Source organism: Streptomyces puniciscabiei, from assembly GCF_006715785.1.
In the GTDB taxonomy this organism is placed as follows: Bacteria; Actinomycetota; Actinomycetes; order Streptomycetales; family Streptomycetaceae; genus Streptomyces; species Streptomyces puniciscabiei.
Window position 1 is genome coordinate 4,583,831 of sequence record NZ_VFNX01000001.1, and the last position, 12,822, is coordinate 4,596,652.

Annotated in this window: 10 protein-coding genes and 1 pseudogene; 7 read left to right on the forward strand and 4 right to left on the reverse strand. The window is 71.8% G+C overall.

Annotation, left to right across the window (positions count from 1 at the left end):
• On the forward strand, positions 1-876 hold the full coding sequence (locus FB563_RS21255) for a hypothetical protein (RefSeq protein ID WP_055705551.1): 876 nt from the start codon (positions 1-3) through the stop codon (positions 874-876).
• A 49-nt stretch (positions 877-925) separates the two neighbouring features.
• On the opposite strand, the gene FB563_RS21260 is transcribed toward FB563_RS21255, so the two are convergent.
• Together FB563_RS21260 and FB563_RS21265 are read right to left on the reverse strand one after the other, a co-directional pair.
• Positions 926-4,228 (reverse strand): S8 family serine peptidase, encoded by a 3,303-nt coding sequence (locus FB563_RS21260; RefSeq protein ID WP_055705552.1) that lies wholly within the window; start codon positions 4,226-4,228, stop codon positions 926-928.
• A gap of 155 nt (positions 4,229-4,383) precedes the next feature.
• On the reverse strand, positions 4,384-4,926 hold the full coding sequence (locus tag FB563_RS21265) for a CGNR zinc finger domain-containing protein (protein ID WP_055705553.1): 543 nt from the start codon (positions 4,924-4,926) through the stop codon (positions 4,384-4,386).
• Positions 4,927-5,038: 112 nt separating this feature from the next.
• On the opposite strand from FB563_RS21265, the gene FB563_RS21270 reads away from it, so the two are divergent.
• The 6 genes from FB563_RS21270 (at position 5,039) to FB563_RS21295 (ending at position 11,615) form a co-directional block, all read left to right on the forward strand.
• Positions 5,039-5,485 (forward strand): VOC family protein, encoded by a 447-nt coding sequence (locus FB563_RS21270; RefSeq protein ID WP_142218842.1) that lies wholly within the window; start codon positions 5,039-5,041, stop codon positions 5,483-5,485.
• A 2-nt stretch (positions 5,486-5,487) separates the two neighbouring features.
• Positions 5,488-6,378, forward strand: a complete 891-nt coding sequence (locus FB563_RS21275) for a pyridoxamine 5'-phosphate oxidase family protein (protein WP_055705292.1) — start codon at positions 5,488-5,490, stop codon at positions 6,376-6,378.
• Positions 6,379-6,387: 9 nt separating this feature from the next.
• Positions 6,388-6,876, forward strand: coding sequence for an NUDIX hydrolase (locus FB563_RS21280; protein WP_234357660.1), 489 nt, complete (start codon positions 6,388-6,390; stop codon positions 6,874-6,876).
• Between the two features lie 202 nt (positions 6,877-7,078).
• Positions 7,079-8,860: a TIGR03767 family metallophosphoesterase gene (locus FB563_RS21285; RefSeq protein WP_055705294.1), complete on the forward strand. Its 1,782-nt coding sequence runs from the start codon at positions 7,079-7,081 to the stop codon at positions 8,858-8,860.
• 93 nt (positions 8,861-8,953) lie between these two features.
• Positions 8,954-10,096, forward strand: coding sequence for a serine hydrolase domain-containing protein (locus FB563_RS21290; protein WP_055705295.1), 1,143 nt, complete (start codon positions 8,954-8,956; stop codon positions 10,094-10,096).
• Positions 10,097-10,247: 151 nt separating this feature from the next.
• Positions 10,248-11,615, forward strand: coding sequence for a glycosyltransferase (locus FB563_RS21295; protein WP_234357661.1), 1,368 nt, complete (start codon positions 10,248-10,250; stop codon positions 11,613-11,615).
• Here the strand turns inward: FB563_RS21295 and FB563_RS21300 are convergent.
• Together FB563_RS21300 and FB563_RS21305 are read right to left on the reverse strand one after the other, a co-directional pair.
• Positions 11,556-11,933: pseudogene (locus FB563_RS21300) on the reverse strand (GNAT family N-acetyltransferase); the annotation flags it as partial. The gene FB563_RS21295 and the pseudogene FB563_RS21300 sit on opposite strands and share 60 nt — an antisense overlap.
• 36 nt (positions 11,934-11,969) lie before the next feature.
• Positions 11,970-12,779 carry an SGNH/GDSL hydrolase family protein gene (locus FB563_RS21305; protein WP_055705297.1) on the reverse strand — a complete coding sequence of 270 codons (810 nt, stop codon included), beginning with the start codon at positions 12,777-12,779 and terminating at the stop codon, positions 11,970-11,972.
• Between the last annotated feature and the right edge of the window lie 43 nt (positions 12,780-12,822).

Consider the following 12,822-nt stretch of genomic DNA (forward strand, 5'->3'; position numbering starts at 1 on the left):
GTGACCGCCGGAGGAGGAAACGCCGGGGAGTACGGCGGCATGGACGCGCTGATGGCGGCCATCACCGGGGAGCCGCTGCCGGGGGAGGCCCGGCGCGATCCCGGATTCCTCGCCGAGCACCGGGCGGCCGAGGCCGATCTGGCGGTGATCAGGGAGCAGCTGAGCCGGCTCGGACAGGAGCTGACCGGCGAGCGGGCGGCAGGGGAGCCGGCGCGGGAAGTGGCGGGGGAGCCGCGCGGTGCCGTGCGACCGGTGCGGGCCGTACGACCGGTGCGGGCCGTACGACCGGTGCGGGCCGGGCGCCGGCCACCGCGGCCGCCGCGTCCCGGCCGGCCCACCGGAGGGCGCCGGGCGCTGCGGATCGCGTTCGGGTCGCTCGCCGGGGCTTCGGCCTTCGCACTGGTCGTCGGGTTCGGCTGGTTGATCACACACTCCGGTGCCTCGGACGACAGCGCCGCGAGCGCCTCGGGCAAGAGCGTTGCCGGCGCCCCGGACAAGGTCTCCGGGGACGGCGGGCGACCGTCCGACCCCGCACTCGCCCTCGCCTGCTCCAGGCTGGTCGTGGAGGGCACCGTGACCCGGGTGGAGCCGCAGAAGCTGTCCCCGTGGAGCCGGGTCACGCTGAAGGTGATCCGCTCCTACAAGCCCGCCCAGGCACCGGCCGAGGTCACCTTCCTGCTCGACGGCGGAGCGAAACCGGCCCCGCGCAAGGGTGAGCACGTACTCGTCCAGGTCGGCGCGGGACAGCGGAACGCGAGCCTGTGGGCCGTCGGCGACACCCGTGTGGCGGTCAACCGCGCCTGGATCACCGAGGCGCTGCCCACGTCGCGGCACCTGGCCTGCCCCGCCGAAGAGGCACCCACCGGAAAGCCGTGAGGGGCGGGTGTCCCCCCGGACACCCGCCCCTCACCCGAGAGCCACTCCGTTACGGCGTGACCTTCTCGATCTTGACGCTGCCGACGCCCGCGACCGTGCCGCGCGCGTTCACCAGCTGGACCCGGCCGAAGAACTCACGGCCCGCCGGGGCCTCGGCCGCGGCCGTGACCTGAGCGGTGACCGTGGCCGAGTCACCCGTGCCGAGCGTGACCGGCGTGGTGTCGTCCACCGTGACCGAGCCGAGCGTGGGGGAGAAGAACACGTCCCGGTAGTCGTAGTCGGTCGAGCCGGAGGGCACCGAGTAGCCGACGACCTTGACGGTGTAGGTGCCGGCGGCCGGGGACGGGATGGAGACCGCCTCCTCGGAGTCGCCGTCGGCGGACTGCGCGACCTGCTTGCCGCTCGCGTCGTACACGGTCAGGTCGAGGTCGGCGGAGGCGTCCGAGACGTTGCCGATGGCGACGTCGAGGGACTTGGCGCCGGCCGGGACGTCCACCGTGCTGGTCTGCGTCTCGCCCTCCTTGATGGACGGGCGGGCCGTCTTCGCCGAGCCGAGCGGGCCGCCGACCGGCTTGCCGTCCAGGGCCGCGTACGTGTTGGTGACCTTCCAGCCGGCGGTGGCCGGGCTGCCCACCTTCGCCTCGGGTACGGTCACGGTCTCCGGGTCGAAGGCCGCGCCGAGGACGGAGACGCCGAGGGTGTACGGGTTGTCCAGCAGCGGGGAGGTACGCCGGGCCTCCACCTCCACCTCCCATACGCCGGGCTGCGGGTCGGCGTAGGAGCGCACGTCGGGCTTGCAGCCGTTGCCGTCGAGGTAGTTGGGGTAGCAGTACGGCGTGCCGGTGTTGTCGACCGGGGTGCCGTACGGGTGGATGGCGATGAACCGGGTCTGGCTCTTGTCCTGCAGCCCGCTCATCGCGACCTCGAGCGACTTCGCGCCCTGGGGCACGGTCAGGAAGTACGACCGGGTGCCGTTGCGCTGCACCGAACCCGAGGCCGAGTAGGTGTAGCCGACAGGGGTCGAGACGACGACGGTCGTCAGGATCTGCTTGTCGATGCCCTCCGTGCGCGGGTCGTCGACCTCCAGGACCGCGCTCTTGACGCCCGCCGACGCCGGGGCCGCCTCCACCTTCACCGTCACCGGCTGGTTCAGCGGCAGCCGCACCAGGTCGTCGCCGACGATCCGGAAGGTGTGCCCGGCGTTGTTCGCGAAGTGCAGCTCGTGCCACAGGGCCTTGTCCGGGCCGGAGGTGCGGGTGACGGTGATGTCGTACGTCTTCTTCCCGCCCGCCTTCAGGCCGCCCTCGCGGTCGTACAGGCCGGTGCCGTAGCCGGGGGTCTTCAGCGCCTGGTCGAGCGCGGTGTCGACCGGGGCCTTGACGGTGTAGTCGTGGGCGTCGGCGTCGTCGCGGACGGCGTCCCACGCGTCCACGACGTCGATCAGGCCCGCACCCTCCTCATAGGCCTGAACTCCCTTGATGTGCCGGGCCGTCGACGTGAGCGCCGTGCGCAGCTTCGCCGGTGTCAGGCCGATGCCCTGCTGCTCGGCGGCGGACAGCAGCAGCGCGCTCGCGCCGGTGGCCTGCGGGGAGGCCATCGAGGTGCCCTGGAGCATGGAGTAGCCGGCCGGCAGCGAGTAGCCCGCCTCGGCGACCGGGGAGCCGGGCAGCCAGGTCTGGGTGGTGTTGATCGCGGCGCCGGGGGCGACCAGGGTCGGGGTGAAGCCGCCGTCCTCACGCGGGCCGCGCGAGGAGAACGGCATCATCTGGTACTTCTTCTCCACCACCGAGCCGTAGTTCGCGGCCCAGGTCTCCTTGGAGATGGCGGCGCCGACCGAGATCACCTTGTCGGCCAGGCCCGGGTCGCCGATCGTGTTCGCGCCCGGCCCGGAGTTGCCCGCGGAGATCACCAGCTGGACGCCGTAGGTGTCGATGAGCCGGGTGTACAGCTCGGCGCGCGCGTTGTTGCCGTCGTTCAGCGCGGGCAGGCCGCCGATCGACATGTTGACGATGTCGACGCCCCGGTTGACGACCAGGTCGATCATGCCCTCGGTGAGGGCGACGTTGGTGCAGCCGCCGGTCCAGGTGCAGGCGCGCGAGGAGACGATCTTCGCGCCGGGGGCGGCGCCGTTCATCCTCCCGCCGAAGAGCCCGTTGGCGGCCGTGATGCCCGCGACATGCGTGCCGTGCTCGGACTCGATGACACCGATGTTGACGAAGTCCGCCTTCTTGCCGACCCAGGACCCCCCGTAGGGGTCCATCGGCACGTCCTTGCGGATCTGCACGACGAACGGCACCCGCTCGGCCACGTCGGTCTTCGGGTCGTCGGTGCCGAAATAGCCGACCTGGTAGCCGTCCTTGTACGGCTTCATCGGGGTGTCGTCGGTGAAGTCGTGGTCGTTGTCCAGGTCGACGGTGACCGTGCCGGCCGCCGGGTCGTACAGCACGCCCCAGCTGTCCGTGGTGTCGCCGTCGCGGTTCAGGTCGCCCTTCTCGTCGCCGCCGGTGGTGGCGGACTCCTTGAAGGTGCTGATCTCGTACGCCCCGGAGGGCGCCGTCCAGCTCGCGCCACCGTAGGAGAAGTTCGGGCCGGACACCGCGGTGACCATGGGGCGCCAGGTCTGGTCCCCGTCCACGATCGGGTCGGTCGAGGTCACCCAGTCGACGATCTTCCGCTCGCCCGTCGTGGTCTTCTGCAGCGCCGGGTGGCCGAGGTCGACGCCGGAGTCGAGGATGCCGATGGTGATGCCCCGTCCGTCCCACTTCGGGTGGTCCTTGACGAACTCGACGGCACCGGTCTCGAAGGAGGGGTTGTACGGGTTCTCGGCCGGGGTGTTCCTGCCCGGGCCGGGATAAGCCGCCGTACTGGCCGATGACGTGGCGGCGCCGCCCGGCGTGGGGTCGTCGAGCGGGGTCTCCTGCTCGAGGTCGATGGCGTGCACCGAGGGCAGCTCGGCCGCGGCGGCGATGGCGGCGTCCGCCCGCGCGGTGGGCACGGTGGCGCGGACGTAACCGATCTTGTCGTAGGTGCGGCCCACGGAGCCGCCCTTGACCGCGTCCAGCTCCTCGGCGACCTGCTCGGTCCGTCCCGGGGCGGTCGCGATCATCATGGTGACGTTCTTGGCGCCGTCGGCCTTGGCCTCGGCGAGCAGATCGGCGTCGTCCGAACCCAGCTTGCCGTGGGCGGACTTGGCGCCGGAGCCGGTGGCGGCCGGGGTGGGGACGGAGTCCGCGGCGAGGGCCAGGGGTATCGGCCCGGCCGCGGACAGGGCGGCCACCACGCCCACGGCCACGGCCATACGGGCCAGGCGTCTCGGACCGGGTATGGAATCACGCTCGTGCGTGTGGGTCATCGGCATCCCTCAGGTAAAGGAATTGAGCGGACGAGAGCGCTCAGCTTTGCCCAAGGGACCGGATTTTTGGGTCCGTTGACCGAATCGATATGCATGTATGGGGAAAACCCGCGATGGGCTTTGCGAGGAACCGACCCATATGGCCCGGGATCGGCTCAGTTCTCCTTCGAGCGCGCGTAATGCCGGGACGCCTTCGCGCGGTTGCCGCAGGCCGCCATCGAGCACCAGCGGCGGGTGCCGTTCCGGGACGTGTCGAAGAAGTGCAGGATGCAGCTGCCGCCGGCGCAGGTCCGGATGCGCTCCGGTGCCCGGGTGATCAGGTCCAGGTAGTTCCGGGCGGCGAGCCAGGCCGGCCCCCACGACGGATCGGCGAACTCCGGCTCCTCGGCGGGGCCGTCGGCGGTCAGCCGGGCCCGGATCCGGCCGTGCGCCAGTACGGCGTCCACGAGCGGCGCGGCCTCGGCCGGTGTCCCGTGCACCGCGGCCCTGAGCGCCTCGCGCGCCTCCCGCAGATGCGCCAGCACCTCCGTGTCGGCCGCGTGGTCCCCGGCCAGCCCGTTGCTCGCGAGCCACACCGCCAGCCCCTCGGTGCCGTCGAGCAGGTCCTGGGTGACGCCTTCCCGGTTCCACCGGGTGTTGAGCAGGTCGAGCGCGAGGGGCTCGCCGGTCAGGGGGCGGGGGTCGCGCGGGGTGGTCATCGGGCACTCCTTCTCGTCTAACCACTCAATTGTATGTGACCGGTTGACCTTCCGGCCTATAACCGTCTAACGTAAATGACGAAGGTTAGACAGTACCTCGAAGGAGAACACCATGGCCCCGCGCATCGCACACGCAGGTCTGAACGTCACCGACCTCGACCGCTCACTCGCCCTGTACCGCGACCTCCTCGGCTTCGCCGTGCTCGCCGAGGGCAAGGAGGACGGCCGGCGCTGGGCGATGCTGGGGGAGACCGGCGGTGCCCCGCTCGTCACCCTCTGGCAGCAGGCCCAGGGGTCGTACGACAGCGGCCGCCCCGGACTGCACCACCTCGCCTTCACGGTCGACTCGATCGACCGCGTTCGCGCGTACGAGACCGCGCTGCGGGCCGCCGGAGTGGACTTCGCCCACGACGGCGTGGTCGCCCACCGCGAGGGCGGGACCTCGGGCGGGATCTTCTTCCACGACCCGGACGGCATCCGCCTGGAGATCTCCGCCCCGCTCGGCCCCGACGGCGCCCCGGCCCCGCACGCGGACGCCCCGACCTGCGGCTTCTTCTAGTCATGGGCGTGTATCACGCGGGCTCGCTCGCCGTGCAGGAGCTGATGGGCGTCCGCGACCGCGCCGACCACGTGGGCCGCTCCCTCGGCCAGGACATCAAGCCGATCGCGGCGGCGTTCCTGGAGCTCCAGCCGCTGCTGATCATCGGCGCGGCGGATCCGGGGACGGGGAGCGTGTGGGCATCGGCGCTCACGGGCGGCCCCGGGTTCGTCAGGGCGACGGGCCCGAGGCAGGTGTCGGTCGTCGCTGGTACCGGGCAAGGATCCGACCCGCTCGCCGTGGCCCTCAAAACACCCGGCACCCCCGTCGGCACCATCGCCCTGGACCCCCGGACCCGCCGCCGCATGCGCCTCAACGGCCGGCTGAGGCCGACAGGCAGGGGCTTCGCCGTGGAGGCCGACCAGGTCTTCTCCAACTGCCCCAAGTACATCCAGCGCAGGGAGGCGTACGAGACGCTCGACGGCCGCACACCGGGCACCCCCCACAGGCTGACCGAACTCGGCTCACAGGCAACGGAGTTCATCCGCGCGGCCGACACGTTCTTCCTGGCCACGGTCCACCCCGCCGGAGCCGACGCCAGCCACCGCGGCGGCAACCCGGGTTTCGTCCAGGTCACCTCACCCCGCGAACTGACCTGGCCGGACTACCCCGGCAACGCCATGTTCCTCACCCTCGGCAACCTGCGCGGCGACCCCCGCGCCGGCCTGCTCTTCCTCGACTGGACCACCGGCACCACCCTCCAGCTCACCGGCGAGGCGCACACCGAGTTCACGGCGTCCGGCGAGCGAAGTGTCCGCTTCACCCTCACCGAGGCCCTGTGGACCCCCGCCGCACTGCCGCTGCGCTGGTCGGCGCCGGAATATTCCCCGGCGAATCCGGACATCCCGCGTTAACGTCCGTTCATGCGACAGAACTTGAGGGTGGCGGCCTACGCCGTGTGCGTCCGTGACGGACAGCTCCTGCTGGCGCGTTCCCCCGGCCCCGACGGAACCCCGGAGTGGGTGCTGCCGGGCGGCGGCATGGAGCACGGGGAGGACCCGTACGACACCGTCCGCCGCGAGCTCATGGAGGAGACCGGTTACCGCATCGAGGTGACCGGCCTCCTCGGCGTGGACTCCCGCCGCCATCTCCACCCGGGTCAGGGTCTGCGGCCGGGCACCGACCACCACGCCCTGCGCCTCGTCTACGAGGGCGAGATCGTCGGCGGTGAACTCCGGTACGAAATCGACGGATCCACGGATTTCGCCGCATGGCAGGACCTTTCGGCAGTGCCGGATCTCAACCGGGTGTCCCTCGTCGACACGGCCCTGCGCCTCTGGCGGGAACGCCCCGCGAACGGTCATCTCGCCCCCGGAGCCCGTCCCCTACCCCAGGAGGTGAACGAGGAGTGACCGGCTCCCGGCCGCCCACGATCCACTCCATGACCGCGACCCGTACCCCGTGATCCACGTACGGTGATCGGCGCTGCGCGTTGCGGCCGCGTTCACGCGCAGGCCATCCCCGGTGCCAACGATCCTTGAGCGAGCGGGGCGTTCGCGTCAGCGACGACCCGCGACCACTGCCGACGCGTTCGCACTCGGGGAGATCGCGCCAATGTCGCGCATACGCTCTGTCACCGCCTCCGCCGCCTCCGCCGCCTCCGGCCTGGGGGTCAACCGCCGTACCGTCCTCGCCGCCGCCGGAGCGGTCTCGCTCTCCGCGGGCGTCGGCTACGCCCTCCACCCCACCGACAGCCAGGCCGCCACCGATCCCGGCGGCACGGGGGACGCGCCCGTCGCCCAGTCCGCGACGGCCTCCGCCGCCCCGCCCGCGCCGTACACCAAGGGCACCACGCTCGCCTCGGTCGCCGCCCCGCGGAGCAGCTCCGGCTACCAGCGCCTGGGCGACGGTCCCGGCTGGAAGCGGGTCGTGCGCGGCGACCTGGCCGCACCCAAGTCCGGCCGGGAGGGGCGCCGTACGGTCCTCGCCGCGTTCGTGCAGTTCACCGATCTGCACCTGCAGGACGTCCAGCACCCGCTGCGCCTGGAGTACCTGCGCGTGAACGCCCCGCACTCCTGGCGCCCGCAGGAGGCGCTCACCGTGCCCGGTGCGATCGCGCTCGTCGAGCGGGTCAACGCGCTGCACGGGGCCCCGGCCACCGGCGCCCCGCTGCGCTTCGTCATGACCACCGGCGACAACACCGACAACAACGCCCACTCCGAACTGGAGTGGTTCATGCAGATCATGAGCGGTGGCCGTATCACCCCCAACACCGGTGACCCCAGGCACTACGAGGGGGTGCAGAACAGCGGCCTGAAGCTGTTCTGGCAGCCGGACTCCGCCACCCGCGACCGTGACAAGGCGCTCGGCTTCCCGCAGCTCAACGGCTTCCTGGCCGCCGCGGTCCGCGAGATGAACAGCCCCGGCCTCAACCTCCCGTGGTACTCCACCGTCGGCAACCACGACGCCCTCCCCCTCGGCTGCTTCGGCTCCCACGGCGACCCCTACCTCGCCGAGGCCGCCATCGGAGGCAAGAAGCTGTTCGACGTCTCCGCCGCCGACGCCAGGAAGCTCCAGGAGGCCATCAGCAGCGCCAAGGACCCCAAGGGGGCCGGCTACCGGGACTTCCTCAAGGCCCACGCCCGCTCGATGCGCTCGGTCACCCCGGACGAGAAGCGGGCCCCGTACACGCCCGCCGACTATCTGAAGGCACACCTCGACCCCGCCCACCAGGGGCACGGCCCGGTCGGGCACGGCTACTCCTCGGCGAACCTCGACGCGGGCACCCAGTACTACGTCTTCCGCGTCTCCGACGACGTCATCGGCATCAGCCTCGACACCACCGACCCCGGCGGCGACTCGGTGGGCTCCATCGGCACCGCCCAGCTGAACTGGCTCGACCGGACGCTGAAGGCGAACAAGGACTCCTACGCGGTCGTCTTCAGCCACCACACCAGCACCACGATGGGCAACACCCGCCCCGACCCGGCGCGCCCCGGTGAGAAGCGGCACAGCGGCGCGGAGGTGCTCTCGGTCCTGTCCGCCCACGCCAATGTGCTGGCCTGGGTGAACGGCCACATCCACAGGAACGTCATCACCCCGCACAAGGGCTCCGCCGGCCGCTCCTTCTGGGAGATCTCCACCGCCTCGCACATCGACTACCCGCACCTCGCCCGGATCATCGAGCTGGCCGACAACAAGGACGGCACGATCTCCGTCTTCACCACCCTCATCGAGTCCGCCGCCCCGCACCGCACCGACTTCTCCGACCTCTCCCAGACCGGCCTCGCCGCCCTCTACCGCGAGCTGACCTTCAACGCCCCGGGCGCCAGCAAGACCCTCGGCGCGGGCGGCACGGCCGACCGGAACACGGAGCTGGTGCTGAAGAAGGGCTGAAAGTCACTCAACCGGAGTAATGCGAGCAACCTTCGCGCATCCGGCATCGGTTTCTTCCCCCGACCGCACGAACCGCACAGGTTGGGGGAAGACATGCGCGTACGCACGACCCTGGTGGCCGCCACGGCCGTACTCCTCTCGGCGGCCCTCGCGGCTCCGGCCGTCGCCGCCACCGCCACCCACCCCGCGGGCGGGCACTCGCACGCCGCCACCCGCAAGGCCGTCGAGGCCGCCGTCGCGGCCGGGGTGCCCGGAGTGACCGCCACCGCCAAGGACCGCCGCGGCACCTGGTCCACCACCGCCGGGGTGGGCGACCGGCGGACGGGCGAGCCGCGCTCCACCGCCGACCGGTACCGCGTCGGCAGCATCACCAAGACCTTCGTCGCCACCGTCCTGCTCCAGCTGGAGGCGGAGGGCCGGCTGTCGCTTGACGACACCGTGGACACGTGGCTGCCCGGCGTCGTCCACGGGCACGGCCACGACGGCCGCCGCATCACGATCCGCCGGCTGCTGAACCACACCAGTGGCATCTTCGACTACACCTCTGACGCCGACTTCGGCCGGGCGGTCTTCACCAGGGACGGCTTCGCCCTGCACCGCTACGACACGTACACCCCGGGCGAGCTGGTGACGATCGCCATGGGGCACCAGCCGTACTTCGCGCCGGGCGCCTCCTGGAAGTACTCCAACACCAACTACGTCCTGGCCGGAATGGTGATCGAGAAGGTGACGGGCCACTCGTACGCCACCGAGATCGAACGCCGCCTCATCGCGCCGCTGCGGCTGCGGGGCACCTCGCTCCCCGGCACCCGGATCACCGTGCCCCGCCCGAGCAGCCGCGCCTACTCGAAATTCAACGACCCGACGAGCCCGGCGTACGACGTCACGACCCTCAATCCGTCCCTCGCCTCGTCCGCCGGTGAAATGATCTCCGACTCCGCCGACCTCGACCGCTTCTACAGCGCGCTGCTCGGCGGAGAACTCCTGCCGCCCGAGCAGCTGAAGGAAATGAAGACCACCGTCGAGGCCACGGGCCTCCCGAACACGCGCTACGGCCTCGGGCTCATGGACACCCGGCTGACCTGCGGCGTTCACGTCTGGGGTCACAACGGTGGCATTCACGGCTCGGCATCCACGGCGATGACGACGACGGACGGCCACCATGCGATCGCGTTCAATTTCAACGGCGACTGGACCGGGGACATGCGGTCCGTGATCGACGCGGAATTCTGTTAGCCACCGTTTCATCCACGTCATTCCGTGTTAACCCGGACGCAATGTCCGTACCGCCTCATATCGGCTATCCCGCTTTGGACGGGGATGGCTCGATCTTCTCGATCATTTATGCAAGGCGGGTGGTCGCGTGCGCGCGAGGCACGGACTGCGTGTGCTGTCGGTCTACGAGGGTTTCTTCTCCGGAGGAGCCCGGATCGTGCACAGTGACGTCGTACGGGGACTGGCCGAAGGCGGCCAGTCCCACCAGGTACTCAGCATCCATGGCGAGGTCCACCGCGAGGCCACCCGGCAGCGCATGGAGGACGACCACTGCTACCGGGCGCTGACCGCCGGCGGGGTCGGTGTCACCTCGCTCGGCCGCAGCGCGGGCCTGGTGGACGGCTCGCTGGCGGCGAACGTATTCAGCGGGCCCGAGCTGGCCGAAACGGCACGGTCGATGGCCGCGGCGGAGGTGATCCTCTCCCTGAAGGAGCAGCCGCTGGCCCTGCTCAACCAGGCCGGCCTGCCCCGCCGCCCGGTCGTGGCCTGTCTGCACCGCTCCGACCCGGAGAACCAGGGCCCCGCGCTCGACGAGCTGAAGGCCGCCATCGCCGAGGGCAAGGTGGTGGCGTGCGTGTGCTGCGCGGAGTCGACCAGGGCGGCGTACGAGGCGGCGGGCGTCCCCGGCGAGGTGCTGCACGTCATCCCCAACGGCGTGGACCTCCTCCGCTTCCGCCCCGACGCGGCCGCACGGCTGGCGTTCCGCGCGTCCCTGGGCATCCCGGCCGCCGCCCCGGTGGTCGTCTTCGCGGCCCGCTACGCCCCGATGAAGAACGTTCCGCTCTTCCTCCGGGCGGCCCGGGCGTGGCTGTCCCGCGAGTCCGAGGCCCACGTCCTGATGTGCGGCGCGGGCATGACCGACGAGAACCCGGCGCTGCGGGCCGACATCGAGACCGCGTTCGGCGCGGACCGGCACCTGGCGGACCGGATGCGCCTGCTCGGCGTGCGCGGCGACATGGAGACGGTGTACGCCGCCGCCGACGTCGTCGCCCTGACCTCCGTCTCCGGCGAGGCGGCGCCGCTGTGCCTGATCGAGGGCATGATGTGCGGCGCGGTCCCGGTGACGACCGACGTCGGCGACAGCGCGTCGATCGTCGAGGGCCTAGGCCGCGTCACCCCGCCGGACCCGGCCGCGATCGCGTACGCCTGGTCCGCCGCGGCCGCCGGCCGTGCCGAGCTCGCCCCGGACCTGGACGCCGCCCGCGAGCGCTTCAGCCGCACCCGCATGATCGCGGCCTACGCCACCCTGCTCGACGAGGTGTACGCCTCACATGTCGCTGGGCAGCGGGTCGTCGCGCAGCACGCTGTAGGCGACGCCGTCGCGCCACCGGCCGTCCCGGAAGGCGATGCCCCGCAGTACGCCCTCGCGGGTGAACCCCGCCTTCTCCAGGGCCCGTTGCTCGGCGAAGTTCTCGGCCTCGGTGTCGGCCTCGATCCGCATCACGGCGGTGTGGGCGAAGAGGTAGCGGACGAGCTGTAGCTGGGCCCGGCTGCCGATGCCCCGGCCGCGGGCCCCGGGCAGCAGCTGGGCGCCGATGTTCCAGCAGTGGGCGGAGGCCGAGACGACGACCTTCCGCCAGGCCACGAACCCGGCCCGCTCGCCGTCGGCGGTCACCATCAGGTGGCCGCCGTCCTCGCCGAGCAGCCGGTTCTCCGCCCAGCGGCGGCGGAAGCGGTCGGGGTCGGCGTACCCGTACCACTGGAAGGGCCCCGCCACTTCCGGGTCGGTGAGGAAGCGTTCCAGCAGCGGGAGGTCGTCCTCACTGGCAGGGCGCAGGGTCACGGATTCGGCAGACATGGACCGGAGCGTAGGCCCCGACCTGTCAGGACCTCGTCAGGAGACCCGCTCCAGCACCGGGAGGTAGCCGAGCGACTGGCCCGGTGCCGTCGGGTGGTACGACTCGGTGACCGCCGGGACGTCGACGCTGTGCAGCCAGGGGCTGGCGGAGCAGATCTCGTGCCCGGCGAAGGCGGCCCGGACGTCGGCGAAGGTGAAGCCGTGGGCGGCGGCGCGGCGGGCGATCACCGCGTCGAGGTGGTCCACGCCGTCGTTGAGGGCGGCGCGCGCGGTGTCCTGGAGGCCGATCTCGCAGGTGCCCCTGAGGTGGTACAGGTGCGGATAGCCGAGCACCACGACGTGGGCGGCGGGAGCCCGGTCCCTGATGGCCGAGTAGAGCCGGTCCAGGCTGTCCCCGAGGGAACTGTCCACCGTGGCGCGGGCCCTGGTGACGGCCGACAGGCAGCGGCTGGTGCCGCCCAGCGCACAGGTCGTCATGACGCCGCCGAAGCCCGCGTCCATACCGCCGACGGTGAGAGTGACCAGCCTGGTGCCGGCGCCGAGCGCGCCGAGCTGGCCGGACAGGACGTCACTCGTCCGGGCGTGGTTGCACGCGGCGAAGACGAAGGCCGTCACCTTGTGCGCGGAGGCCCACAGGACCGGGTACGCCCGGCTGCTGCGCTTGCAGTTGGTGCCGGTGGGGAGGTAGGCGCCCGCACCGAGCCCGGCGGAGTAGGAGTCGCCGAGGGCCACGTACCCCGGGCCCGCTCGCAGTGGCGCCGGCTGTGCCGCCCCGGGGGCGGCGACGAGGCAGGCGGCGGCGAGCAGCAGGGCCGACGAGCACGCGGCTGTCCGGGTATGTCGCATACCTCTCATCTTTCGCGGCCCGGACGGCGCCGCCCGCGAGGCT

Excerpts from the sequence above, each read along its gene's own strand:
- FB563_RS21260 (WP_055705552.1), bottom strand. The coding sequence starts at position 4,228 with ATGACCCACACGCACGAGCGTGATTCCATACCCGGTCCGAGACGCCTG.
- FB563_RS21275 (WP_055705292.1), top strand. The coding sequence starts at position 5,488 with ATGGGCGTGTATCACGCGGGCTCGCTCGCCGTGCAGGAGCTGATGGGC.
- FB563_RS21270 (WP_142218842.1), top strand. The coding sequence starts at position 5,039 with ATGGCCCCGCGCATCGCACACGCAGGTCTGAACGTCACCGACCTCGAC.
- FB563_RS21290 (WP_055705295.1), top strand. The coding sequence starts at position 8,954 with ATGCGCGTACGCACGACCCTGGTGGCCGCCACGGCCGTACTCCTCTCG.
- FB563_RS21305 (WP_055705297.1), bottom strand. The coding sequence starts at position 12,779 with ATGCGACATACCCGGACAGCCGCGTGCTCGTCGGCCCTGCTGCTCGCC.
- FB563_RS21280 (WP_234357660.1), top strand. The coding sequence starts at position 6,388 with ATGCGACAGAACTTGAGGGTGGCGGCCTACGCCGTGTGCGTCCGTGAC.
- FB563_RS21265 (WP_055705553.1), bottom strand. The coding sequence starts at position 4,926 with ATGACCACCCCGCGCGACCCCCGCCCCCTGACCGGCGAGCCCCTCGCG.
- FB563_RS21285 (WP_055705294.1), top strand. The coding sequence starts at position 7,079 with ATGTCGCGCATACGCTCTGTCACCGCCTCCGCCGCCTCCGCCGCCTCC.